Below are 24,928 nucleotides of genomic sequence, written 5' to 3'. Positions count from 1 at the left end.
TCGGACCCGGAACAGGTTGCAGGAGGCGACGCGGCACTTCAATAGTTTTCTGACACCTAGTCAGTTTACTTCGCGGCGGCCCTTCCCACTTGTGGGCGGCTCTGCTCTAGTGACCGCCACACGCGATGGCGTGCGACCGCCACGCGCGACGACGCCGGGGTCAGGAGGAGCGGTGGAGTACAACCTTGCCGACCTGTTCGAGTCAGTCGTGGACGTGGTGCCCGACCGTGCCGCTCTCCTGTACGTCGACCACCCCGGCACGGGTGCGGAGCGCGCGCTCACGTACGCGGAGCTCGACACCGCGGCGAACCGTCTGGCACACCATCTGATCGATTGCGGGCTCAAGCCGGGCGAACACCTCGGCCTGCATCTGTACAACGGCGTCGAGTACCTCCAGACGGTCTTGGCCTGCCTCAAGGCCCGCGTCGTACCGGTGAACGTCAACTACCGCTATGTCGAGGAGGAGTTGGTCCATCTCTACCGGGACGCGGACCTCGCGGCGCTGGTGTACGACGCGGAGTTCGAGGAGCGGGTCGCCGCGGCCCTGCCGCGCACGGAGAAGCTGCGCCATCTGATCCGGGTGGACGGGGCGGCGCACTCCGGGGCCGGGGGCCCCGACGCGGTGCCCTTCGCCGCGGCCGAGGCGTCCGGGTCGCCGGGCCGCGGCTTCCCCGGGCGTTCGGCGGACGACCTCTTCATCATCTGCACCGGGGGCACGACAGGGATGCCCAAGGGAGTGATGTGGCGCCAGGAGGACCTGTTCTTCTCCGGGCTCGGCGGCGGCGCCCCGACCGGGGAGCCGGTGACGCGCCCGCAGGAGGTCGCCGAGCGGGTGGCGGCGGGCGGCGCCGGCATGACGTTCTTCCCGACGCCGCCCCTGATGCACGGCACCTCGACGCTGACCGCCTTCATCTGCTTCCACTTCGGCCAAAGGCTCGTCGTCCACCGCAGGTTCGTACCCGATGAAGTGCTGCGCACCATAGCGAAGGAGAAGGTCACCAGTGTGTCCCTGGTGGGCGACGCGATGCTGCGGCCCCTCATCGACGCCCTGAACGGTCCGCTGCGCGGCACCGACCTGTCGTCCCTCTTCAGCGTGTCGTCGTCGGGCGCGATCATGTCGGAGACGGTCCGCGCCGAGTTCGCGGCGCTCGCACCGCATGTGCTGCTGCTCAACAACTTCGGCTCGTCCGAGTCCGGGTTCAACGGGACCGCGACGGACGACTCGGGCCCCGACAAGGGCTTCCGTCTGCGGGTCAACACCCGTACGCAGGTGGTGGATCCGGCGACCCGCGAACCGGTACCGCCGGGCGTGGTGGGCCGCATCGCACAGCGCGGCCACGTGCCGCTCGGCTACTACAACGACCCGAAGAAGACGGACGAGACCTTCTTCCGGCGCGGTGACGAACGCTGGGTGCTGCTCGGCGACATGGCGACGGTCGACGACGAGGGCGTCGTCACGGTGCTCGGCCGGGGCTCGCAGTGCATCAACACCGGTGGCGAGAAGGTGTATCCGGAGGAGGTCGAGCAGGCGCTCAAGTCCCATCCGGGCGTCTACGACGTGCTGGTCGCGGGGGTGCCCGACGAGCGCTGGGGCAACCGGGTCGCGGCCGTGGTGCAACTGCGCGCGGACGCGGGAGCCGTGGACCTGCCCGCGCTCCAGAGCCACTGCCGCAGCCGCCTCGCCGGGTACAAGATCCCCCGCGTGGTGGTCTTCACGGACCGCATCCAGCGCTCACCGAGCGGCAAGGCGGACTATCGCTGGGCACGGGCGGTGGCCGCGAAGACCGCTCGCCGGCGTTCAGTACGCTGAACATCGCACCCTTGGAGCCAGCCGGTGTCTGGACCCCCGGTGTCCGGATCAGGGAGCGGACGCGTACGGTGGACGACTTCCGAGCGGGGCCGGGGACCGCTTCCCGGGCCCGGCCGGGCGCCGCCGGGCGCGGCACCGTCCGGCACCGCGGTCCCCGGCACCACCACCGCCCCCACCGCGTCGTGCCGTCACCCGCGCCACCTCGTACGAAACCCTTGCCAGAAGCGGTGAACCTTGAATAACTGACCCCGACACAAGATCGGCCGACTCCACGGTCGCCCGGCAGGGACGGGGGTATCTCCAGATGGCGCGCACACCGGCACTCCTCGACGCGGCGGAGCGGCTCGGCCGCGCGGAGCTGGAGGCACTGCAACTCGAACGGCTTCAGGACACCTTGCTGCACGCCTACGAGAACGTGCCCTTCTACCGGGCGGCGTTCGACGCGGCGGGGCTCGGGCCCGACGACTGCCACACCCTCGCCGACCTAGGCCGTTTCCCGTTCACCACGAAGGCGGACCTGCGGGCGAACTACCCCTTCGGGATGTTCGCCGTGGAGCAGTCCGAGCTGCGGCGGCTGCACGCGTCGAGCGGCACCACCGGGCGCCCCACCGTCGTGGGCTACACCGAGCAGGACCTGAACATGTGGGCCGACGTCGTGGCGCGCTCCATCCGCGCGGCGGGCGGGCGGCCGGGCCACAAGGTGCACGTGGCCTACGGATACGGGCTCTTCACCGGCGGCCTCGGCGCGCACTACGGCGCCGAGCGGCTCGGCTGCACGGTGATCCCCGCGTCCGGCGGCATGACCGCCCGCCAGGTGCAGCTCATCCTGGACTTCCGCCCGGAGATCATCATGGTGACGCCGTCGTACATGCTGACCCTCCTGGAGGAGTTCGAGCGGCAGGGCATCGATCCGCGCACGACCTCGCTCCAGGTGGGCATCTTCGGCGCGGAGCCGTGGACGGAGGCGATGCGGACCGAGATCGAGGAGCGGTTCGCGATCGACGCCGTGGACATCTACGGGCTCTCGGAGGTCATCGGCCCCGGTGTCGCCCAGGAGTGCGTGGAGACCAAGGACGGCCTGCACATCTGGGAGGACCACTTCTACCCCGAGGTCGTGGACCCGATCACGGGCCGGGTGCTGCCCGACGGCGAGCACGGCGAGCTGGTCTTCACCTCCCTCACCAAGGAGGCACTGCCGGTCATCCGCTACCGCACCCGCGATCTGACGCGGCTCCTGCCCGGCACGGCACGGGCGTTCCGGCGCATGGAGAAGATCACCGGGCGCAGCGACGACATGGTGATCCTGCGCGGGGTGAACCTCTTCCCCACCCAGATCGAGGAGATCGTCCTCGGCACCCCCGGGCTCGCCCCGCACTTCCAGCTGCGGCTGACGCGGGAGGGCCGTCTCGACGCCCTCACCGTCCGGGTGGAGGCCCGTCCCGACACCCCGCGCGGGCGGCGCGAGACAGCCGCGCGGGAGATCGAGTCGGCGGTCAAGGACGGCATCGGCGTCTCGGTGGCCGTGGAGGTCGTGGACCCGGAGAGCATCGAGCGTTCGGTGGGCAAAATCCGGCGGATCGTGGACCTGCGGGAGAAGTGAGTCCCCGTACGCACGGGGGCTAGGCGTCCACTCCGGTCAGTCGCGCGCTCGCCGCCCACAGCCGCGCGGCGGTCGCACGGTCCGTGTAGTGCGCCTGCGGCCGTTCGAGCTTCGGCTCGCCCCGCAGGCCGAACACCCGGGGGCCCCAGACCTGCCCGCCCCGCACCGCCGGGTCGAGCACGGCCCGCACCATGGGCCACGCCCCCGCCTCCTTGCCCTGAAGGACGAGCCCGGCGGGCGCGCCCAGCAGCCGTCGCCCCGCGGCACCGCCATGGACACCGGGACGTGCGGGCGTCAGGGAGTCGAGGGCGCCGCCGGGATGGGCCACGACGCTGCGCACGCCGCTGCCCGCCGCCCGGAGCCGGCGGTCGAGTTCGAGGGCGAAGAGGGTCTGTGCCAGCTTGGAGCGGCCGTAGGCGCGCTTGGGGCGGTAGTCCCGCAGGGACTGGAGGTCGTCCAGGTCCAGGCGCTCGGAGCGGGCGGCGAAGCTGCCGACGGTGACGACGCGGGCGGCGGGCGCCAGGAGGGGCGCGAGCCGGTGCGTGAGCGCGAAGTGGCCGAGGTGGTTGGTGCCGAACATCGCCTCGTGGCCGTCGGCGGTCTCCCTGCGCGGCGGGTCGTCGAGCGCCACACCGGCGTTGAGGACCACCGCGTCGAGCCGGACGGGCCCCAGCTCCCGCACGGACCGCTCCAGGGTGGCCAGGTCGGCGAGGTCAAGGAGGCAGTGGCGCAGGCGCGCGGCGGGGTACCGGATGCGGATCGCCGCCATGGCGGCCTCGGCCCGCGCCGCGGTCCTGCCGGCGACGACCACGTCCGCCCCGGTGGCGGCGAGCTGCTCGGCGACGAAGTAGCCGATGCCCGCGTTGCCGCCCGTCACCAGGAAGGTCCTGCCCTCGGCGGACGGCAGCCGGTGCACGTCCCAGGCCCGGCCGGAAGCGGAAGCGGGTACGGGAGAGGGGGCGGGGGCAGACATGGCGGCTCCTTGCGCAGGCGGGGGGCCGGGGCACCGGCCCTGTCCGCACCACGATCACCGCCCTCGCGGACAGCGGACCGACACGCCGTGTCGGCACCCGACAGCGGGCCGACAGCACAGGGCGGTGCGCGGGGTGGGGTCAGCCGTCCGCGAGGCGCCTGCGCAGCTCCCGCTTGAGGATCTTCCCGCTGGCGTTGCGCGGCAGGGCGTCCACGAACACCACGCGCTTGGGTGCCTTGAAGTGGGCGAGCCGTTCGCGTGCGTGGGCGACGAGTTCGGCCTCGGTGACGTCCGCCCCGCGGACCACGACGGCGGTGACGGCCTCGATCCAGCGCTCGTCGGGCAGCCCGACCACGGCGGTCTCGGCGACGGCGGGATGGGTGTAGAGGGCGTCCTCGACCTGGCGGGACGCGACGAGCACGCCCCCGGAGTTGATGACGTCCTTCACGCGGTCGACGACGGTGAAGTAGCCCTCCGCGTCGCGCACGGCGAGGTCGCCGGAGTGGAACCAGCCGTCGCGGAAGGCCTCCGCGGTCTCCTCCGGCTTGTCCCAGTACCCCTGGCAGAGCTGCGGCGAGCGGTAGACCACTTCGCCCCGGGTGCCGTCCGGCACCTCCTTGCCGTCCTCGTCGACGACCTTCGCCTCCACGAACAGGACGGGCCGCCCGCACGAGTCCATGCGGCCCTCGTGCTCCCCGGGGCCGAGCACGGTGGCGAGCGGGCCGATCTCGCTCTGCCCGAAGCAGTTGTAGAACGCGAGGCCGGGCAGCCGCGCGCGCAGCCGCTCCAGGACGGGCACCGGCATGATCGACGCGCCGTAGTACGCCTTGCGCAGGGCGCTCAGGTCGCGGGTGGCGAAGTCGGGGTGCTGCGACAGGGCGATCCACACGGTGGGCGGCGCGAACAGGCTGTCGGCGCGACCGGACGCCACCAGGTCGAGGACAGGCCCGGCCGCGGGCGCGTCGAGGATCGTGTTCTCGGCGCCCACCGCCAGGTACGGCAGCAGGAACACGTGCATCTGGGCCGAGTGGTAGAGCGGCAGGGAGTGCAGCGGCCGGTCGGTCTCCTTGAGGTCGAGCGCGTGCACGGCGCTCACGTACTCGTGGACCAGGGCGCGGTGGGTCATCATCGCGCCCTTGGGCAGGGCCGTGGTGCCGGAGGTGTACAGGAGCTGGACGAGGTCCTCCGCGTCCGGTCCTGGGCCGTCGTGGGGTGCGCAGGCGGCGAGGCGGGCGAGCAGGGAGTCGTCGGTGTCCCTGAGCGCGAGGACGGGCAGCCCCGCGGGGAGGTGCCCGGCGATGCCGGGGTCGGCGAGGACGAGGGAGCTGCCGGACTGCCGGACGATGTACGCGAGGTCGTCGCCGGTCAGGTTCTGGTTCACCGGCACGTGCACCAGGCCCGCGCGGGCGCAGGCCAGGAAGCCGATGAGGTAGGCGTCGGAGTTGTGGGCGTAGGCGGCGACGCGGTCGCCGCGGCCGAGGCCCTCCGCGACGAGGACCCGGGCGGCCCGCGAGACGGCGTCGTCGAGTTCGGCGTACGTCCAGGAGCGGTCGGCGTAGCGCAGGGCAGTACGGCCCGGTGTCCGGCGGGCGCTGCGCCCGAGGACTCCGTCGACCGTGCTCGCCCGCGCTCCGGAGGCACCCGCTCCACCGGCTGCGTCTGTCTGGTCCGTCCCGTCCGGCCGCTCGGTCCGGCCGTCCCGCATGTCCCGCGCACCCTTCATGGGCGTGATCCTGCGGGCGGCCCCGCGTGCCGGTCAAGGCTCTGTACGGAGGAACGCCGCCGCCTCGACCGGCTCTCCAGGCGTTCACATAACGTCTCCGGCGCCTCCCTGCTCGGCACCCCGGTGGTCAACACCGGCTTCAACGGCCACGTCGCCTGGAGCCACACGGTCGCGGGCCCGGGGTGCGGGTCCGCCGGCGCTGAGCGAGCCGAGCGGGGGGCGGGCGGCGCGTTGTTCACACGGCCCGCTCCCGCCCCTCCCAGTACGGCTCCCGCAGCCGCCGCTTGTACAGCTTGCCGTTGGGGTCGCGCGGCATCGACGCGATGAAGTCGACGCTCCTCGGCCGTTTGTACCCGGCGAGCAGCCGTGCGCAGTGGCGCAGGACCTCGGCGGCGAGCGCGTCGTCCGCGGTGTGCCCGTCGGCGGCCTCCACGACGGCCTTGACCTCCTCGCCCCGGTCGTCGTGCGGCACGCCGAACACGGCGGCGTCGGCGACCGCGGGATGGCTGAGCAGCACCGCTTCGATCTCGGCCGGATAGATGTTGACGCCCCCTGAGATGATCATGTCGATCTTGCGGTCGCGCAGGAAGAGATAGCCGTCCTCGTCGAGGCACCCCAGGTCGCCCACGGTGAAGAAGTCCCCGATGCGGTTCTTCCGCGTCTTCGCTGCGTCCTTGTGGTACGAGAAGCCGCCGGTGCGCATCTTCATGTAGACGGTGCCGAGTTCGCCGGGCGGCAGTCGGTTGCCGTCGTCGTCGAAGACGGCCAACTCGCTGATCGGCCAGGCCCTGCCGACCGTGCCGGGCTTCTTCAGCCACTCCCGCGCCGTGGCGAACGCCCCGCCGCCCTCGCTGGCCGCGTAGTACTCCTCGACGCACTCGCCCCACCACTCGATCATCGCCCGCTTCACATGGTCGGGGCAGGGCGCGGCCCCGTGCAGGGCGTGCCGCATGGACGACACGTCATGGGCGTCCCTGACGTCCGCGGGCAGGGCGAGGAGCCGGTGGAACTGGGTGGGGACCATGTGGGTGTGGGTGCAGGAGTGCCGGTCGATGAGCCGGAGCATCTCCTCGGGCGTCCACCTGTCCATGAGGACGAGCCGGTGGCCCATGTGCAGGGACGCGCCCGCGAACTGGAGGACGGCGGTGTGGTAGAGCGGTGAGCACACCAGGTGGACGTTGCCGTCGAAGGGCTTGATGCCGAAGACGCCGAGGAAGCCACCGAGGGGGGACGCCTCCGGCGGCCTGCCGGGCAGCGGGCGCCGGATGCCGCGGGGCCGCCCGGTGGTGCCCGACGTGTAGTTCATGACCCAGCCGAGGGTGCGCTCGGGGGGCGCCGCGTCCGGCTGCCCGTCCACGAGCCGGCCGTAGGACCGGAACCCCGGTATGTCGCCGCCCACCGCGTACCGGCCCGTGTGCGGCAGCCCGGCCTCGTCGGCCGCGGCGGCCGCGGCGGCCCCGAACCGCTCGTGCGCGACGAGGACCTTCGCGCCCGAGTCGGCCACGATCCACGCGATCTCCGGCCCGACCAGATGGTGGTTGACGGGTACGAGATAGAGACCGGCCTGCGTGGCGGCGAGGTAGGCGGCGAAGAACTCCGCCCCGTTCGGCAGCACGACGGCGAACGCGTCGCCGCGCTCGAGGCCCGCCGCGCGCAGCCCGTGCACGAGCCGGTTGGCGGCGGCGTGCAGCCGTCCGGCCGTCCACTCCTCGCCGTCGGGGGCGACGAGGACGACGCGGCCGGGGTCGGCGGCGGCCTGCCGCCAGAACCCGACGGGCGCCCGCGCGCCCGCCCCCGCCGGGTCGGCGTGCTCCGGGGTACTCATCGGTGGTCTCCGATCTCCTCAGACTCGCTCTGCGATGCGGTTCACCGGTCTCGCTCTGTGACGCGGTTCACCGGTCTCGCCCTGCGACGCGGTTCATCCGGTCGACGGCGCGCTCGAAGCCGCGGGTCAGGTCGTCGAACACGGCCCGTACGCTGCGTTCGCTGTTCATCCGGCCCACGATCTGGCCGACGGGGGTGCCGAGCAGCGGCTCGACCTCGTACTTCTGGATACGGGACACGGCCTCGGCGACGAGCAGCCCCTGCAGCGGCATGGGCAGCGCGCCCGGCCCCGCCGGGTCGTCCCACGCGTCGGTCCACTCGGTGCGCAACTGCCGGGCCGGTTTGCCCGTCAGGGCGCGGGAGCGGACCGTGTCACCGGACTCCGCCGCGAGCAGCTTGCGCGTCAGCGCGGGCGAGTGCAGGTCTGCCTCCGTCGTGGTGAGCCAGACCGAGCCCAGCCACACGCCCTGCGCGCCGAGCGCGAAGGCGGCCGCGGCCTGCTCGCCGCTGCCGATGCCGCCCGCGGCGAGGACGGGCAACGGCGCGACGGCCTCGGCGACCTCGGGGGTGAGCACCATGGAGGCGATCTCCCCGGTGTGCCCTCCGGCCTCGTAGCCCTGTGCGACGACGATGTCGATGCCCGCGTCGGCGTGCTTGCGGGCGTGCCGGGCGCTGCCCGCGAGGGCGGCGACGAGCACGCCGTTCTCGTGGGCGCGGGTGACGACGTCGGCGGGCGGCGGGCCGAGGGCGTTGGCGAGCAGCTTGACGGGGTGGTCGAAGGCGACGTCGAGCTGACCGCGCGCCACCTGCTCCAGCCACCCGGTGACGCGCCAGCCGGACGCCTCGCCGTCGGCGAGCGAGGGCACGCCGTACGCGCCCAGCGTCTCCTCGACGAACCGCCGGTGCCCTTCGGGAATCATCGCCTCGACGTCGGCCTCGCTCAGCGCGCGCCCGTCGGGGCCTTCGGCCTTCGCTGCGGGCATGACGACATCGAGGCCGAAGGGCCGCCCGCCCACGTGCTCCCGCACCCAGTCGAGGTCGCGGGCGAGGTCGTCGGGGGCGGTGTAGCGGACCGCGCCGAGCACACCGAACCCGCCCGCCCTGCTGATCGCGGCGGCCACGGCGGGGAACGGCGTGAAGCCGAAGACGGCGTGCTCGATCCCGAGTTGCTTGCTCAGCTCCGTCTGCATGGGCGCAGGATGCCGCAGCCATCCGAACGAGGGAAGACCTTTACTGACGATGCGTCAGATACTTTCGGCGGTACCGCCGGGACGCCCCAGCCACTCCAGGGCGGCGGCGGTCATGGCCGTGACCCCCGTGGTGACGGCGGGCGCGGCGAGGGGCGCGAAGAGGGGCGAATGGTTGGAAGGGACATCGCGGTCGAGGGTGCCGCCGGCGGCGGCAGCCGCATACACCTCCGCGTCACAGCCGCCGAACAGCCAGTAGCAGACGGGTGCCTTGGCGGCGGTGCCGAAGAGCCCGACGTCCTCGCTTCCGGTGACAGGACCGGGATCGATCACCTGCCCGTCCCCCAGCACCCCGGCGACGGCTCCCATGGTGCGGGCCACCGCGGCTTCGTCGTTGACGAGCACGGGAAACGCGTCGAGGGCGGTGAACTCCGGCTCGCGTTCGGCGCCCGCGACCAGCGCCTCGCCGCGGACGATCCGCTCGACCGCGGCGCGCATCCGGGCGCGGATGTCCTCGTCGTACGTACGGATGCTGAGCCGCAGTTCGGCCTCGTCGGGAATGATGTTGTCGACGGTCCCCGCCCGCAGCGACCCCACCGTGAGCACGGCGGTCTCCCCCGCGGGCACCTCCCGGGAGACGACGGTCTGGAGCCGCATGACGGTGGCGGCGGCCATCACCACGGGATCGACGGAGGTCTCCGGCCGGGATCCGTGCGCGCCCTTGCCGTACATGACGACCTTGAGCGAGTCGGTGGCGGCGAAGGCGGGTCCCGCGTGGCAGGCGACCATGCCCGTGGGCAGCGGGGCGACGTGCTGCCCGAGCACGACGTCGGGGGTGCCGAACCGGTCGAAGAGACCGTCGTCGATCATCGCCCGCGCGCCCTCGCCGACCTCCTCGGCGGGCTGGAAGACGGCGACGATCCGCCCGCGCCAGCGCTCGCGCGCGTCCGCGAGGAGCTTCAGCGCGCCCAGCAGACAGGTCACGTGCAGGTCGTGGCCGCAGGCGTGCATGACGCCCTCGGTGCGGGAGGCGTAGGGCAGGCCGGTGCGTTCGGTGACGGGGAGGGCGTCGAAGTCGGCGCGCAGGAGCACGGTGGGGCCTTCGCCGTGGTCGAGGACGGCGACGACGCCGGTGCGGCCGACGCCGGAGGTGACGTCGTATCCGTAGGAGGCGGCGTGCCGGGCGACCGTGGCGGCGGTGCGGTGCTCGGCGAAGGACAGCTCGGGGTGGGCGTGCAGGTCCTGATAGAGGTCGACGAGGCTGTCGAGTTCGCCGCGGACGGCACGGTCGAGCTCCTGGCTGGCCGTCATATGACGCTCCTTGAGCACGGTATCGGCAAGGACGGTATCGGCAAGCACGGTGCCGACAGGCACGGTGTCGGCGTGGACGCGGGTTCCGGGGCTCATCCTCCCAGGACGGCCATGGCGGCGTTGTGCCCGGGGATGCCGCTGACGCCGCCGCCGCGGAGGGCACCGGCCCCGCACAGATGGACGTTGGGGTGCGGGGTCTCGACGCCCCAGCGCCCGGCCGGGCCAGGTTCCCGCTGGTTGTCGTAGGGGAAGGCGAGATCGCCGTGGAAGATGTTGCCGCCGGGCAGCCGCAGGTCGCGTTGCAGGTCGAGGGGGGTCTTGGCCTCGACGCACGGATTGCCGTCGGCGTCGGTGGCGAGGCAGTCGGCGATCGGCTCGGCGAGGTGCTGGTCGAGCTGCGCGAGGGAGCCGGCGAGGAGGGCGGCGCGCAGGGCGTCGTTGGTGGCGTCGGTGAAGAGCCGGGCGGGGGTGTGCAGGCCGAAGAGGGTCAGGGTGTGGCAGCCGCGGTCGACGAGGTCCTGGCCCAGGATGGTCGGGTCCGTGAGCGAGTGGCAGTAGATCTCCGAGGGCGGCGCTGAGGGCGGCCCGCCCGCCGCGGCCTCCCCGTGGGCGAGGGCCAGGGCCTCGTACCCCTCCCCGATGTGGAAGGTCCCGGCGAAGGCCTCGCGGGGGTCGACGTCGGGGTCGCGCAGCCGGGGCAGCCGTTCGAGCAGCATGTTCACCTTGAGCTGGGCGCCTTCGGCGGGGGGCGGCGGTGCGGCGCCGGTGAGCTGGGCGAGTTCCTGCGGCGAGGCGCCGACGAGGACGTGCCGGGCGCCGACGGTGCCCTCGCCGTCCTCGGTGCGGTAGGTGACTTCGGCACGGCGGCCGTCGGTCTCGACGCGCGTGACCTCGTGTCCCGTGCGCAGGTCGGCGCCGGCCGCGCGGGCGGTGTCGACGAGGGCGCGGGTGAGGGCGCCCATGCCGCCGACGGGGACGTTCCAGTCACCGGTGCCGCCGCCGATCACGTGGTACAGGAAGCAGCGGTTCTGGCGCAGGGAGGGGTCGTGGGCGTCGGCGAAGGTGCCGATGAGGGCGTCCGTCAGGACCACACCGCGTACGAGATCGTCCGCGAACCGCGCCTCGATCGCCCTGCCGAGCGGCTCCTCGAAGAGGGTGCGCCAAGCGGTCTCGTCGTCGACGCGATGGCGCAGCTCGGCCTTCGTGGGCAGGGGTTCGGTGAGGGTGGGGAAGACGCGGCTCGCCACGTGGGCGGTGAGCGCGTAGAAGTCCCGCCAGGCGGTGTACTCGCGGTCGTCGCCGGTGAGGCGGGCGAAGGACGCGCGGGTGCGGGCTTCTCCCCCGCCCACGAGGAGGCCGGTGGGGTGGCCGTCGCGGACTGTCGGGGTGTACGAGGAGACGGTACGGGTGCGGACGCGGAAGTCCAGGTCCAGATCTCGGACGATCTTCCTCGGCAGGAGGCTCACGAGGTAGGAGTAGCGGGAGAGACGGGCGTCCACGCCGGGGAAGGGGCGGGTCGAGACCGTGGCCCCGCCCGGGGCCGGGAGGCGCTCCAGTAGCAGGACGGACCGGCCTGCCCTTGCCAGGTAGGCGGAGGCCACCAGGGCGTTGTGGCCGCCGCCGACCACCACTGCGTCGTAGCTGGATCGCATGATCCTTGGTAACACGTTTCCGCCCTGCGAGCGCCGTCCGCGTCGCCCTGTGGTCACTGCGCGCCGGACGCCCGCTGCTGGCGCAGTGCGGCCGCTCTTCGGTACAGCTCCACGGCCTCGGTTCCGCGGCCCAGTTGCTCCAGGCAGTGGGCTTCGTCGTTGCGGCTGGCGAGGCTGTCCGGGTGGTCGGCGCCGAGGACCTGCTCGCGGGCGGCGGCCACCCTCCGGTACTCCGTGAGGGCGTCCGCCCACCGGCCGAGCCAGCCGAGGCCGACGGCGACCTCACGCCGGCTGACCAGCGTGTCGGGGTGGTCGGCGCCGAGGACCCGCTCCCGGATCGCGCACACGTCGCGCGCCTCCGCCAGCGCCTCCTCCCACCGCCCGAGACGCCCGAGGTTCACCCCGAGGCCGTGCCGGGCGCGCAGGGTCTCGGGGTCGGCGGGCCCGTGCACCCGGGTGCGGTCGTCGATGAGGGCGCGGTACAGCTCGAGGGCTTCCGCGCTGCGCCCGAGCCGCCCCAGGCTGATGCCGACCTCGTAGCGCGCCGCGAAGGTGTCGGGGTGGTCGCTTCCGAGCGCCCGCGTCCGCGCGTCGGCGACCTCCCGGTAGGTCTGCAGGGCCTCGGGCCACCGCCCCAACTGGCCGAGCGCGTAAGCGACCTCGTACCGGGTGACGAGCGTGTCGGGATGGGTGGGCCCGAGGACGCGGGCGCGTGCCGCGGCCACTTCCCGGGCGAGGCGGTAGGAGTCCTCCAGGCGCCCGAGGCGGCTGAGGTTGAAGGCCAGGTTGTGCCGGCAGCGCAGGGTGTCCGGGTGGTCGGGCCCGGCGGCCCGCTCCCGTACGGCGAGCACCTGGGTGTACAGCTGGTGGGCCTCGAAGTGCCGCCCGAGCCGGCCGAGGACGTAGGCCATCTCCTGGCGGGCGGCGAGCGTGTCCGGATGCCCGGCGCCGAGGGCGCGTTCGCGGCCCTCGGCGACGCGCCCGTACTCGCGCAGGGCGTCCGCGGGGCGCCCGGTGCGGCTGAGCGTGAAGCCGACCTCGTACCGGCTGGCGAGGGTGTCGGGGTGGTCGGGCCCGAGGAGGTGCTCACGCTCGGCGGCGACGGCGCGGTGCACCTCGCCCGCCTCGGCCCAGCGCCCGGCCCGCCCGAGGCTGAGACCGTCATTGTGCCGGGAGACAAGGGCGGCGACGGCGGACGGCGCGGGCTCGGGCCGCCGGGGTGCTGGCTCGGGCGCGGGCCGGGGCACGGCGGTGTGGCGGCCGGCGGGCCGGGGAATCCATGCGCCGGTCAGACCGGCGGAGGCGTCCGGGGGCGCGCTGCGCAGGGTGGCGCCGGTGGCCTTGTGCCCGGTGGTCATGCCGCGGGTCCACGAGGGCAGGGCGGAACCGGAGGGGGCGGTGCCGCCCCGCCCGCGGGAGGCGGCGGCACCGCGCCGCACCTGGGGCGAGACGACGGTGGGCACGTACGCGCCGGGCCCGCTGCGCCCGGCGGTGATGCGCCGGGCGAGCTCGCGGGCGTCGCGGGGCCGGTCGTCGGGGCTCTTGGCGAGCAGGTCGAGGACGATGCGGTCGAAGTACCCGGGAAGCTCGCCGCGGCGGCGGCGCGGCGACTCGGGCACGGTGTCGCGGTGGCCGACGAGGACGGCCCAGGCGTCGTCCATGTCGAACGGGGGCGCGCCGGTGGCGAGTTCGTACAGGACGCAGCCGAAGGAGTACAGGTCGCTGCGCCGGTCGACCTCGGCGCCGCTGATCTGCTCGGGCGACATGTAGTGCGGGGTGCCCATGGCGATACCGGTGCCGGTGAGGCGGGAGGTGAAGCCGATGTCGTGGCCGAGCCGCGCGATGCCGAAGTCGCAGATCTTCACGGTGCCGTCGCTGAGCCGCATGATGTTGGCGGGCTTCAGGTCGCGGTGGACGATGCCTTGTTCATGGGTGTAGGCGAGGGCGGAGGCGACCTGGTCGGCGATGTCGACGACGTCGGCGACGGGCAGGGGGTGCTGCTTGTTGTCCTCCAGGAGCTCGCTCAGGTTCCGCCCTTCGAGGAACTCCATCACCAGGAACAGCACCCCGTCGTGCTCGCCGAAGTCGTGCACGACGGTGACCCCGCGGTGCTGGAGGGCGGCGGCGACCCGGGCCTCGCGGCGGAACCGCTCGCGCAGGACGCGGGTGAAGGACTGGTCGTGCTGGGGCCCGAGGGGCTTGAGGCACTTGACGGCGACCTTGCGGCCGAGCGACTCGTCGTGCGCCCGCCACACCTCGCCCATGCCGCCCCGCCCGATCAGGTCGAGCAGCCGGTACCGGCTCTGGATCAGCCTGGTGTCCGCCATCGCGTGCCGTCGCCCCCGTTGTTTCGCTGCGCCCTCCCCGGCCCGTCCAGTATGGCGTCCCGCGTGTCGACTTCGTACGGGACTCGGCGCGGGTCGGGGCGGCTGCCGGGGCCGAGCCTGGCCATGGCGCGCAGGATGTGCTTCGGGGGGAGTTGCCAGCGCACACGGGTGGGTATGCGGCGCAACAGGGTGCCGGTGGTGACCAGGCGGCGGGTGACGGCGGGCGGCGGCGGTGCGGGCCTGCCGTAGAGGGCGTGGGCGTAGGAGGGCAGCGACGCGTACGCGAGCCCGGCGACGCGCCGCCACAGCAGGGCGCGCGCGGGAACGAGGAGGGCGGGGGTGGGCGGGCACCGCAGGAAGTCGTCGACGGCGCGGGCGTCGGCGCCGACCGCGAGCCGGTCCCGTACGGACGCGAAGTAGCGGGCGAGTTCGGCGGCCGAGGCCGGCACGGAGTCCGGGTCGAGACCGACGAGGCGGGCGCTCTGCCGGTGTTCGGCGACGTAGCGGTCGACGTCGGCGGCACTGAGGCGGATGCCGGAGCGACGCACGACGTGCACATAGGAGTCTATTTCCGCGCAGTGCACCCACAGCAGGAGCTCGGGCTCGTCGACGCCGTACCTCTCGCCCGTGTCGGGGTCGGTGGCGGACAGCATCGTGTGGATCTTCCGGACCCGGGCACCGGCCTTCTCGGCTGCGGCCGTGGTGCCGTACGTGGTCGTGCCCACGAAGTCGGCGGTGCGCCGCAGCCGCCCCCAGGCGTCCTTGCGGAAGTCGGAGTTCTCCATCACGCCGCGGACGGCGCGCGGGTGCAGCGCCTGGAAGTAGAGCGCCCGCACGCCTGCCACCCACATCATGGGATCACTGTGCAACTGCCAGGTGACGGACGAGGGCCCGAAGAGCCCGACGTCCGCGTCCTTCGCTGCTTCCCCCATCGCTGCTTCGCCCATTGCCGCTTCCCCCCTTGCCGCTTCCCCCATTGCCGCTTCGCCCTCTTGCTGTCCCCCCATACCGCTGCCTCCTCCCGGGGCAGGTTAGTCGGCGCCCCGTCGGGAAGGGACACCCGGTTACGGTGGCACCATGTCCCGACCGTCCCCCCTGTCTCCGCTGCACCGTTTCAACGAGCAGCACCCCTGGAGCCACAACGATCACTACGGCCCGTGGGTCGAGGACCGTGTGACGGAGGCGGGGGCGCGCGAGGTGCTCGACGTCGGATGCGGAACCGGGAACCTCGTGGCGCTGCTTCGCGCCGGGGGCGGGGTCGGCGCCGTGACCGGACTCGAACCGGACCCGGCGACCGCCCGCGCCGCGGCGGAGCGGTTCGCCGGGGACGCCGCGGTGACCATCGTCCACGGCGACTTCGCGGGCCGGGACCGACGGCGCCGCTGGGACGCCATCACCCTCGTGGCGGTCCTGCACCACCTCCCCCTGGCGCCCACGCTCAGGGACCTGCGCACCAGCCTGACGCCGGGCGGACGCCTGGTGATCGTGGGCTGCTACCGCGAGGCGGGCCCGGCCGACCACATCGCCACGCTCCCGGCGGCCCTGGCGAACCCGGTCATCGGACTCCTCAAGCACCCGTCCCGCGCGGCGGCACCGCCCCGGCACATGACGGCGCCCACCACCGCGCCGAAGGAGACGCTCCGGGAGATCCGCACCGCCGCGGCACGGGAACTTCCGGGGGCGCGGGTGCGCAGGCGCCTCTTCTGGCGGTACTCCTTGGTGTACGACGGCCCGTCGGTGTGCGACGCGCCATCGTTGTACGACGCCCCGTCCTGAGAGGGTCCGGCGGTTCAACGCCGGACCCGGGGCATCCCGAGCCCGATCCACGAGATGATCTCCCGCTGGATCTCGTTGTTGCCGCCGCCGAAGGTGAAGATGACGGCGGACCGGTACCCGCGTTCCAGTTCGCCGTGCAGGACGGCGCCCGCCGAGTTCTCCTTGAGGGCGCCCGCCGAGCCGACGATCTCCATCAGCCAGGCGTAGGCGTCGCGGCGGGCCTCGGAGCCGTACACCTTGACGGCGGACGCGTCCTGCGGGGTGAGGGTGCCGTCCTGGACGGCGTCGACCAACTGCCAGTTGAGGAGCTTCATGGCGTCCAGCCTGGTGTGGGTGCGGGCGAGGCCGCGGCGCACCCAGGGCAGGTCGATGACGCGGCGGCCGACGGCGAGCTTGGTCCCGGTGGCCCACCGCTGGACGTCGTGCAGGGCGCGGACGGCCGTGGTGCCGTGAGCGGCGAGGGTGACGCGTTCGTGGTTGAGCTGATTGGTGATCAGGCGCCAGCCCTTGTTCTCCTCGCCGACGCGGCGGTCGGCGGGCACGCGGATGTTCTCGTAGTAGCTGGCCGTGGTGTCGTGCGAGGCGAGGGTGTCGATGAGGGTGCAGGAGTAGCCGGGGTCCGACGTCGGCACGAGCAGCATGGTGATGCCCTGGTGCGGCGGGGCCTCGGGGTCGGTGCGGACGGCGAGCCACACCCAGTCCGCGGTGTCGCCGTTGGTGGTCCAGATCTTCTGGCCGTCGACGGTGTAGTGGCCGGTGTCCACGTCGCCCTCGCGCACCGCGCGGGTCTTGAGCGAGGCGAGGTCGGTGCCCGCGTCGGGCTCGCTGTAGCCGATCGCGAAGTCGATCTCGCCGGAGAGGATCCGGGGCAGGAAGTAGGCCTTCTGCTCGTCGGACCCGTACCGCATGAGCGTCGGGCCGACGGTGTTGAGGGCCATCAGGGGCAGCGGCACACCGGCCTGGGCCGCCTCGTCGAAGAAGACGAACTGCTCCATGGGCGTGAGCCCGCGGCCGCCGTACTCCTCGGGCCAGCCGACACCGAGCCAGCCGTCGGCCCCGAGGCGGCGGACGGTCTCGCGGTAGAACCGCTTCCTGTCGGCGGGCTCGGCGTGGCGGGTGTACGCGTGGTCGGGCACGAGTCCGGCGAAGTACGTGCGCAGTTCGGCGCGCAACCGCTGCTGCTCAGGCGTGTATGCGAGGTGCACGGCCCCTCCTGTCGTCCCTGCGCCCGCCCTTGTCGTGGCGCTGCGGCTTGACGGCGGACACCGTAGAACGTGTTCCAGTAAGGCGGAAGGGCGATGACGCCGGGACCGGCCCGGGACTGCTCGGACCTCGGCTGCGGGGGGCCTCGCCGGGGGCCTCGGCGCCGTCACGACGGAATCCCGTGCGCCCCCTGGGACGCTGAGGCATGACGAAAGATCAGCCGGGCGCCGCGGCGGGCGCCGAGACCCCCGGGCGGCGCGTCGGCGACCGCCACCCCCTTGCCCTGGTCCTGTTCGCGCTCACCGCGGTGAGCGGCATCGTGGACGCCGTCACCTTCCTGGGGCTCGGCCGGGTGTTCGCGGCGAACATGACCGGCAATGTCGTGGTGATCGGATTCGCGGCGGCGGGGGCGCCCGGGTTCTCGGTCGTCGGCTCCCTGGTCTCGCTCGGCGCGTTCCTGGTGGGAGCGGGCGCGGCGGGGCGGCTCGCGCGGGCGTTCGCGGGGCGGAGCCGGGTGGCCTGGGTACGGACCGCGCTCGGCGCCGAAGCCGTGCTCCAGGGCGCGGCGACGATCCTGGCGTTCGTGAGCGCGCAGGAGGCGACGGGCACCACGCACGGAGCGGACGTCACCGACCTGACGGGCACGGCCTACGTCCTCATCGGGCTGCTCGCCCTGGCCATGGGCCTGCGCAACGGCACCGTACTGAAGCTGGACGTACCGGCGCTGACCACGACGGTGCTGACGCGGACGCTGACCGGGCTCGCCGCCGAGTCCCGGCTCGCGGGCGGCCGGGATCCGCTCGCGGCCCGGCGGACCGCTGCGACGCTCGCGATGGCCGCGGGAGCCCTGGCGGGTGCGTGGCTGATCCTCCGGCACGGAATGGGGTGGCCGCTGCTGGTGAGCACGGTTGCGGTGGCCCTTGCGGCGTGCGTGTACCGGGAGCGGTGGCAGCGAGGACAGGGCGGCGGCGGACCGGGCCCCGGCGGCCGACGGCGGGTCCGGCGGCAGCGGGTCCCGTGACGGCGGGGCCGGTGACGGCAGCGGCGCGATGAACCTCTCCCTCCCCGCGGGCACCGCCCGGCAGAACAACGCCCGGCCGGGCACCGGCGACTGGGCCACCCAGCCGGGGAAGCCGGCCGCCGAGCCCGTGCAGCGCAAGTGGGTCCAGTTGTCGGCGGGGCGGGCGGGGGCTCTGGACCCGGTCGTGGTGAACGGTGCGGGCTTCACCCTCTACCGCTTCGACGAGGATACGGCGCAGCCCTCCCGGTCCACCTGCAGCGGCGAAGGACACCAGGCCCGGTGACACCAACGACCAGGGCGTGGGCGGCACCTGGTTCGGCGTGACCCCGGACGGGGCGAAGTCGGGGCAGCCCGCCGACGGTGCGGGCCAGGCAGGCCCCGTCGCCCCCGGCCACCAGCGCCAACCTCTTCGACGACCCGGGCTTCCCGGGTGACGGCGTCGCCCAGGGTGTCGCGGGCAAGGGCTGCCAGAACGTCATGCGCCCGAGGGTCGCGTCCTCCGTGTCCGCCTCCGGCTCGCTGAAGCTCTGGTCGAAGGCCAACTGCAAGGGCGAGTCGAAGAAGATCGCCGGTGACGTGGCCGGCCTGCGCACCATCGGGTTCGACAACAAGACCACCTCCGTCGAGTTCGGCTGACCGGCCAGCGGCGCGGAGACAGGCGGTGGCCGGACCCTAGGGCCTGTCGTCAAACTCCCTCCTGCCACGTGACGCCATGCACGCTCCCCCAAGCTCTCGGCTGCGCTCGAGCAGGGAGGTGCCCCCTCTCGCCGCACGGGCCCAGACCCAAGTACGTCCAGTACGAGGGCCTGTGCCCGGCACGCCGAGAGCACGCACCTGACGCCACGTGGCCGCCCTCCGGGCGACGAAGGGAGTTTGCCGACAGGCCCTAGACCGCCTCCCGCGTCCGGACCCGAGCCACATGCCCGTCCGGCCGGATCAGCACCGAGTCCACCCCGGCCCAGCCGGCGGGCACCTCGGTCGGCGGCCCCTCATGGACGATCACGTCCGAGGGGCCGTCGGCCTGCGCGCCGCCCGCGAGGTCGAGCAGGACGTGCCGCCCCGCACGCAGCAATCCGAACAGCTCCGCGCCGCTCGCGAGCCGCAGGTTCGGGGCGCGGCGGCCGGTGAGCGGGTGCGCGTCACCGTCGGCCGGGTACGCCACTCCCAGGCCGGAGAGCCCTTCGGCGAGCCGCCGGGAGAACTCCGGCACGGTGGCGATCGTGTCGCTGAGCAGGCTCCGCAGGGCGACCCCGTCGCCGGAGTAGGCCGTCATGAGGGCGGTCTGGGCACGGGTGGCCCTGAGCAACTCGGCGCCCACCGGGTGCCGTTCGAGGTGATAGGTGTCGAGCAGGCCCTCCGGCGCGTCGCCGCGGACGGTGGCGGCCAGCTTCCAGCCGAGGTTGGCGGCGTCCTGCACGCCGACGTTGAGGCCGACCCCGCCCGCGGGGAAGTGCATGTGCGCGGCGTCGCCCGCGAGCAGCACCCGGCCCCTGCGGTACGTCTCCGCCTGCCGCGCCGCGTTGCCGTACCGCGAGAGCCACCGCGGATCGCGCATGCCGAAGTCCTCGCCGACGATGCGGACGACCTTCGCCCGCAGTTCCTCGAAGGTCAGCTCCCCCGGCCAGTCCTGCCGCACGTCCTGCGGGGTGTGGCCGACGAAGCGGTGGACGCCGCCGGGCAGCGGTACGCACATCAGGCCGCCGCGGGGCGTGGCCACGCTGACCACGGGCCGGGCGGGCGGCGCGGCCAGGACGACGTCGCCGAGCCACCCCCACACGGTGGCGTCGCTGCCGGGGAAGCCGATGCCCGCGGCGTCGCGCACGGTGCTGCGGGTGCCGTCGCAGCCGACGACGTACGCCGCTTCCGTCTCGTACGGGCCCTGCGGCCCCGTCACCGACACGCGCACGCCGGACGCGTGCTCGGTGAGGGCCGTCACGCGGTGGCCGCGCCGGATGTCGGCTCCGGCGGCGTGCGCGTGTTCCGCCAGTAGTTCTTCGGTACGGGCCTGCGGGATCGCCAGGGTGAACGGGTACGGGGTGTCGAGGACGGCGAAGTCGAGCCGGTTGTCGAGCGACGCGAAGTGCCCGTCCGGCAGGCGCAACCCCTCGGCGAGGAACGGCTCGACGACGCCGCGGCAGGCGAGGACCTCCAGGGTGCGGGGGTGCAGGGTGAGCGCCCTGGAGTGGGGCGAGGGGGTGGCGCGCTGCTCCAGGACGGTCACCCGGACGCCCCCGAGGCGCAGTTCGGCGGCGAGCCACAGGCCGACGGGGCCCGCTCCCACGATGACGACGTGGCGGTCCTGCGGCTGCGGGTGCACATAGGGGTGCGAGTGCGGCTGGTCCATGGGCGCGGGCCTTCCTTCGAGAACGACTCTGCATTCTTGGTCACTGACGTTCTTGGTCACTGACCAAGAACTCTGATCGTCAGTAGACTAGGTCAGTGACCAAAAAGCAAGGGACGGCCGCACGGGCCGAGAGCGGCCACCGCGCGGGCCTGACGCCGGGGGCAGTGGCGCGCGCGGCGCTCGGCCTGCTCGCCGACAAGGGCGCCGACGGCGTGTCGGTGCGGGGCACGGCGGAGCGTCTCGGCGTGCGCATGAACACGGTGCTGTGGCACGCCAAGACCAAGACGCGGCTCCTGGAGCTGATGGCCGACGCGATCGTGGCGGAGATCCCCCTCGACGGCCTGCCCGCGGACCCGCGGGCACGCGTGCGCGAGCTGCTGAGCCGCTACCGCGCGGTGCTCCTCGCGCACCGCGACGGCGCGCGCATCGTGGCCGGTACGTACGCGGCCGAGCCCGCCACGCTGCGCTTCGCCGAGGCGCTCACGGCCGCGCTCCTTCAGGGGCCCCGGGGCGAGCGCGAGGCGGCCTGGACGGCCTGGGACCTGCTGTACTTCGTCCTCGGTCTGACCCAGGAGGAGCAGTCCGTGCCCGCCGCGGACGACACCCGTCTCGACCGTGCCGTGGCGGCGGGCGACTATCCGTCACTCCGCCGCCTCGCCCCGCACCTGCGCGACACGTCCTTCGACGGCCGCTTCGCGCACGGCCTCGACCTGCTGCTCGGCCCGGAGGCCGACCAGCGGCACGCGCGGCCCTAGAGCCTGTCGTCGTCCGCCGCCTCCCGCAGCGCGGCCACGTCGATCTTCTGCATCTTGAGCATCGCCGCCATGGCCCGCTGTGCCCGCGCCGGGTCGGGGTCGGCCATCAGACGGCCGAGCTCGGCGGGAACGACCTGCCAGGACAGACCGAACCTGTCCTTGAGCCAGCCGCACTGGCTCTCCTGGCCGCCGTCGGCGGTGAGCCGCTCCCAGTAGTAATCGACCTCTTGCTGGTCCGCGCAGTCGATCGCGAAGGAGACGGCCTCGTCGAAGGTGAACTCGGGGCCGCCGTTGATCGCCGTACAGGGCTGACCGTCCAGCGAGAACTCGACGGTCAGGACCGTGCCCGCCGGGCGCGGTCCGGCCTCGCCGTGGTACGACACCCGCGTGATCTCCGAGTTCGGGAACACGGAGACGTAGAACGCGGCGGCCTCCTCGGCCTGGGTGTCGAACCAGAGGTTGGGCGTGATCCTGGGCATGGCTCTCTCCTGTTCCTCGCCACGGAACGCCTCGCGTCCGTGCCGCTTGCCGGGGTGGCTCCCCTGTTCTGTCATGACCGTCACCCGGGGCAGAACTCATCGCCGGAGCGTTGAGGGAGTCCTCGGTGAGAGCCGCCGGGCGCGCAGGCCTCGGGTCTGCTAGGTGCGCAGGGCCTCGGTCAGGGCCGCTTCGAACTCCGCGGTCGTGGTGTCATCGGGGGCGGCGAGGGCGTTCTGTGTGAGGGTGCGCAGCCACGGCGTGAACCACGACTCCGGGCGCGCGGGCGGCTCGACGCCGTCCCAGTCCGGCTCGGGTCCGGCGAGCCGTGCCACCAGCAGGGCCACCCGGTACACGTCACGGACCAGGGGCGGCATGCGGGGATCGTCGCCCCAGCCCGGCTGGTGCAGCAGCAGGGGCCGCGGGTCGTCGACCGACGTGACGCCGTCGATGTCGATCAGGCGTCCGTGCCCCCGGCCCGCCGCGACGCCGTACACGAAGTTCTTCCAGTTGGTGTCGCCGTGCGCGAGGCCCATCTCGTGCAGCAGGGCGTGGCCGGACACCACGTCGTGGAGCAGTTCGGCCCGCTGCCGGGACGAGGGGACCTGGCAGCCCGCGTAGTCCGGTTCCTCGGCGAGGAGGTGGTCGCCGGTCTGCGCTCCGCCGTCGCGCAACAGGAAGGGTGCGGCGAGCCGCGTGTACAGGACCCCCACGGCTTCCTCGCCCTCGCCCACGACGGCCCGGGGCCACAGCAGGACGCGGTCGGCCGTGCGGCGGGCCGGGCTGGGCAACGCGGCGACGCGGGAGAGGAGTTCGCGGTACGGGGCGAGGGGGCGCACGGGGTTGCGCGGGCGCTCCTGCGGTGACGAGGCACCGCTCGCGCCGTGGGCGCCGGGGGTCGGGCCGGTTTCGAACAGCTTGGCCAGGTACCCCTCTTTGGAGAGGTGGTGGCGGACCGGGCGGATGTGCCGCGGCGTGCCGGGCAGCGGGTGGTCGTCGTCCACGAGGTCGGCCCGCGGCACGAGGTCGATCAGGGGGTGGGTGGGGGAACTCGGCTCCGGGCGGCGCCGCGCGTACCGCGTCGGCCGCTGCGCTCGGTACAGCCGCTGCGTCGGCTGCGGTTGTACCGTCGGCGTCGGCGTCGGCTGCGGTTGTGGCTGCTGTGTCGGCTGTACCGTCTGCGTCGACGGTGGCTGCCACGGCGGTTGCTGTGTGGGCTGTACCGGCTGCGTGGGCTGTATCGACTGGGTGGGCTGTATCGACTGGGTCGGCTGGGTCGGCTGCGGTTGCTCCCGCGCGGGCCCCCGAGGCGCCGGCCCCGGAGGGGGAACCGGTGCGGCAGGAGGGTACGGAGTGGCCCCGGCGTGCGGGTCGACCGACCGCACCAGGGCAGCCGCCGACTCGCTCAGCGGTGTCCGCTCCGCCCGTCGCCACGGCGTCACGAGGACACGTCGTACCAACGGCGAGACGGCGATGACGACCACGCTCGCCGTCGTCCCCTCGGGGCCGTCGGCCTCCGCGGCACTCGCCACGAGCAGCGCGCCCGCCGCCGGGTACACGAGCTGCGCCACCGCCCGGTCCAGGGCCGCGGGCGCCCCCGCCGCCCGGCCGCCCAGCCACAGCGCGAGGACCACGAGCACGGGGACCCCGAGAACGAGGCCCCCGACGACGCTCTCGTCCACCTGCCGCGGCACGTCCCAGCGGGCGTTGACGTCCCACCCCCAGCAGGCCGCCTGGCTGCCCGCCCAGACCACGGCGAGCAGCAGCCACAAGGTGGCGTGGCGCCGCCGCGCCCGCGCCCGCAGCCCGCGCAGTTCGCGGACGCGCGCGGCGAGGTACACCCCGCGGGCGGATTCGCCGCCCGCCCGCGTGCGCCGCCGCCGCAGTTCCCCCGCCGCGGCCGTGTACCGGCGGACGTCGGTGGCGGCCGTGTCCATGGCGTGGCGCGGCGCCTCGGCGAGGAGCTGGGCGGCGACGACGGCGGCCACCAGCCACCAGCCGGGCGTCACGGACGTCACGTCGGTGCCCTCACCCGGTGCCGGAGCCGGACGACGCGCCGGGCCACGACTCGTGGTGGCCGAACCAGACGACCGCCGCGGCGCGGTCGTCGTTCCGGTCGTTGCGCCGCACCGCCAGCGAGCCGAGGAACTCCAGCGGGGTCGGCGGAGCCGCCCAGAACCGCCCGAGGAAGGCCCGTACGTGCTCGTCGCGGCCGTCCCGTGCCAGTCCGTCGGTGGTCAGGGCGAGCACCTCGCCGTCGCCGACACTCAGCGCCTGGAGTTCGAGGGCCGCGTAGTTGCCGGGGAGGGCGGCGGTGGGGGCCAGTTCGTCGGCGTGGCCGGGGAAGACCGGGGCGAGGGTGCCCGCGCGCAGCCGCCACGCGGTGGAGTCGCCGACGCGCGCCACCACGGCGGGGACGCTCCCGCCGGGCGGCACCCGGGTCGCGAGTGCGGCCACCACGAGCGTGGTGCGGAAGTCGCCGTACCCGTCCCGCCGTTCGCGCCGGCCGTCCTTCGCACGCCGTCGGAACTGCGCGTCGAGCGTGGCCGCCACGTCGGCGACCGCCCCGCGCACGCGCTCCGCCAGCCGGACCTCGGACGGGTCCGGGTCCGGCGCCGGGCGCCACTCGGCCCTGAACGCCGTCACCGCCACCCGGGCGGCCGCGCGGGCGGCACGCCCCGCGTCCTCGGACCGGCCCACACCGTCCGCGACGGCCAGGAAGCAGATGCCGGTCACGGCGTCCGACCACAGGGCGAAGGCGTCGTTGCAGTTGTCGCGGGGACGGCAGGTCTCCGCGGCCACCGCGCCCGCGCGCACCGTGACCGCGCCCGTCTGCCCGCCGTCGTACGCGAGCAGCGGCAGGGCGGCCTCCGCGTCACCGGCGAACAGCGGTGGCTCGTACCAGGGTGTCTCCATGGCGTCCACGGCCGGGAAGTCGGACATGC

General features: G+C 73.8%; 21 protein-coding genes. 8 read left to right on the top strand and 13 right to left on the bottom strand.

Going from position 1 to position 24,928, the window contains the following annotated elements; translation table 11 throughout:
- The first annotated feature begins 172 nt into the window (after nt 1–172).
- Nucleotides 173–1,810: an acyl-CoA synthetase gene (locus GPA10_RS25990; RefSeq protein ID WP_343041331.1), complete on the top strand. Its 1,638-nt coding sequence runs from the start codon at nt 173–175 to the stop codon at nt 1,808–1,810.
- Between the two features lie 304 nt (nt 1,811–2,114).
- A complete protein-coding gene (gene paaK / locus GPA10_RS25985; protein ID WP_058847604.1) occupies nt 2,115–3,410 on the top strand; it encodes a phenylacetate--CoA ligase PaaK in 1,296 nt (431 codons plus the stop codon).
- Nucleotides 3,411–3,429: 19 nt separating this feature from the next.
- On the opposite strand, the gene GPA10_RS25980 is transcribed toward paaK, so the two are convergent.
- The gene (locus tag GPA10_RS25980; RefSeq protein ID WP_157167616.1) at nt 3,430–4,383 is read right to left on the bottom strand and encodes an SDR family NAD(P)-dependent oxidoreductase; all 954 of its coding nucleotides are present in this window, start codon (nt 4,381–4,383) and stop codon (nt 3,430–3,432) included.
- Between the two features lie 139 nt (nt 4,384–4,522).
- On the bottom strand, nt 4,523–6,106 hold the full coding sequence (locus GPA10_RS25975) for an acyl-CoA synthetase (protein ID WP_425505816.1): 1,584 nt from the start codon (nt 6,104–6,106) through the stop codon (nt 4,523–4,525).
- On the opposite strand from GPA10_RS25975, the gene GPA10_RS44095 reads away from it, so the two are divergent.
- A complete protein-coding gene (locus GPA10_RS44095; RefSeq protein WP_157167690.1) occupies nt 6,047–6,433 on the top strand; it encodes a penicillin acylase family protein in 387 nt (128 codons plus the stop codon). The two genes, GPA10_RS25975 and GPA10_RS44095, sit on opposite strands and share 60 nt — an antisense overlap.
- Here GPA10_RS44095 and GPA10_RS25965 read toward each other — a convergent pair.
- From GPA10_RS25965 to GPA10_RS25940, 6 genes are all read right to left on the bottom strand, one after another.
- On the bottom strand, nt 6,342–7,931 hold the full coding sequence (locus GPA10_RS25965) for an acyl-CoA synthetase (RefSeq protein ID WP_157167615.1): 1,590 nt from the start codon (nt 7,929–7,931) through the stop codon (nt 6,342–6,344). The two genes, GPA10_RS44095 and GPA10_RS25965, sit on opposite strands and share 92 nt — an antisense overlap.
- 67 nt (nt 7,932–7,998) lie before the next feature.
- Nucleotides 7,999–9,120, bottom strand: a complete 1,122-nt coding sequence (locus GPA10_RS25960) for an NAD(P)H-dependent flavin oxidoreductase (protein ID WP_157167614.1) — start codon at nt 9,118–9,120, stop codon at nt 7,999–8,001.
- Nucleotides 9,121–9,174: 54 nt separating this feature from the next.
- Entirely contained in the window at nt 9,175–10,428 is a 1,254-nt protein-coding gene (locus GPA10_RS25955; protein ID WP_157167613.1) for an amidohydrolase, read from the bottom strand.
- A gap of 92 nt (nt 10,429–10,520) precedes the next feature.
- Nucleotides 10,521–12,080 carry a phytoene desaturase family protein gene (locus GPA10_RS25950; protein ID WP_157167612.1) on the bottom strand — a complete coding sequence of 520 codons (1,560 nt, stop codon included), beginning with the start codon at nt 12,078–12,080 and terminating at the stop codon, nt 10,521–10,523.
- Nucleotides 12,081–12,133: 53 nt separating this feature from the next.
- Complete coding sequence (locus tag GPA10_RS25945; protein ID WP_157167611.1) at nt 12,134–14,407, bottom strand: serine/threonine-protein kinase; 2,274 nt, start codon at nt 14,405–14,407, stop codon at nt 12,134–12,136.
- Nucleotides 14,389–15,354 (bottom strand): oxygenase MpaB family protein, encoded by a 966-nt coding sequence (locus GPA10_RS25940; RefSeq protein WP_246259760.1) that lies wholly within the window; start codon nt 15,352–15,354, stop codon nt 14,389–14,391. Before GPA10_RS25940 ends, GPA10_RS25945 begins: the two co-directional genes overlap by 19 nt.
- Before the next feature lie 130 nt (nt 15,355–15,484).
- On the opposite strand from GPA10_RS25940, the gene GPA10_RS25935 reads away from it, so the two are divergent.
- The gene (locus GPA10_RS25935) at nt 15,485–16,183 is read left to right on the top strand and encodes a class I SAM-dependent methyltransferase (protein WP_157167610.1); all 699 of its coding nucleotides are present in this window, start codon (nt 15,485–15,487) and stop codon (nt 16,181–16,183) included.
- Nucleotides 16,184–16,197: 14 nt separating this feature from the next.
- Here GPA10_RS25935 and GPA10_RS25930 read toward each other — a convergent pair whose 3' ends face one another.
- A complete protein-coding gene (locus GPA10_RS25930; RefSeq protein ID WP_343041330.1) occupies nt 16,198–17,388 on the bottom strand; it encodes an acyl-CoA dehydrogenase family protein in 1,191 nt (396 codons plus the stop codon).
- A gap of 203 nt (nt 17,389–17,591) precedes the next feature.
- Here GPA10_RS25930 and GPA10_RS25925 point away from each other — a divergent pair, with 203 nt between their 5' ends.
- From GPA10_RS25925 to GPA10_RS41810, 3 genes are all read left to right on the top strand, one after another.
- Entirely contained in the window at nt 17,592–18,407 is an 816-nt protein-coding gene (locus tag GPA10_RS25925; RefSeq protein ID WP_157167609.1) for a YoaK family protein, read from the top strand.
- 28 nt (nt 18,408–18,435) lie between these two features.
- Nucleotides 18,436–18,690, top strand: a complete 255-nt coding sequence (locus tag GPA10_RS42765) for a hypothetical protein (protein ID WP_246259758.1) — start codon at nt 18,436–18,438, stop codon at nt 18,688–18,690.
- Between the two features lie 77 nt (nt 18,691–18,767).
- Nucleotides 18,768–19,043: a hypothetical protein gene (locus GPA10_RS41810; RefSeq protein ID WP_198351714.1), complete on the top strand. Its 276-nt coding sequence runs from the start codon at nt 18,768–18,770 to the stop codon at nt 19,041–19,043.
- Nucleotides 19,044–19,293: 250 nt separating this feature from the next.
- Here GPA10_RS41810 and GPA10_RS25915 read toward each other — a convergent pair whose 3' ends face one another.
- The gene (locus tag GPA10_RS25915; RefSeq protein WP_157167608.1) at nt 19,294–20,751 is read right to left on the bottom strand and encodes an FAD-dependent monooxygenase; all 1,458 of its coding nucleotides are present in this window, start codon (nt 20,749–20,751) and stop codon (nt 19,294–19,296) included.
- Nucleotides 20,752–20,846: 95 nt separating this feature from the next.
- Here GPA10_RS25915 and GPA10_RS25910 point away from each other — a divergent pair, with 95 nt between their 5' ends.
- On the top strand, nt 20,847–21,506 hold the full coding sequence (locus GPA10_RS25910; RefSeq protein WP_343041329.1) for a TetR/AcrR family transcriptional regulator: 660 nt from the start codon (nt 20,847–20,849) through the stop codon (nt 21,504–21,506).
- Here the strand turns inward: GPA10_RS25910 and GPA10_RS25905 are convergent.
- From GPA10_RS25905 to GPA10_RS25895, 3 genes are all read right to left on the bottom strand, one after another.
- The gene (locus tag GPA10_RS25905) at nt 21,503–21,985 is read right to left on the bottom strand and encodes a VOC family protein (protein ID WP_157167686.1); all 483 of its coding nucleotides are present in this window, start codon (nt 21,983–21,985) and stop codon (nt 21,503–21,505) included. The two genes, GPA10_RS25910 and GPA10_RS25905, sit on opposite strands and share 4 nt — an antisense overlap.
- Nucleotides 21,986–22,144: 159 nt before the next feature.
- Nucleotides 22,145–24,001: a hypothetical protein gene (locus tag GPA10_RS25900; protein ID WP_157167607.1), complete on the bottom strand. Its 1,857-nt coding sequence runs from the start codon at nt 23,999–24,001 to the stop codon at nt 22,145–22,147.
- Nucleotides 24,002–24,011: 10 nt separating this feature from the next.
- Complete coding sequence (locus tag GPA10_RS25895) at nt 24,012–24,926, bottom strand: protein phosphatase 2C domain-containing protein (RefSeq protein WP_157167606.1); 915 nt, start codon at nt 24,924–24,926, stop codon at nt 24,012–24,014.
- Nucleotides 24,927–24,928: the final 2 nt, after the last annotated feature.

The organism is Streptomyces typhae (assembly GCF_009755605.1).
Classification (GTDB): domain Bacteria; phylum Actinomycetota; class Actinomycetes; order Streptomycetales; family Streptomycetaceae; genus Streptomyces; species Streptomyces typhae.
This window is presented reverse-complemented; position numbering and strand designations above follow the sequence as displayed.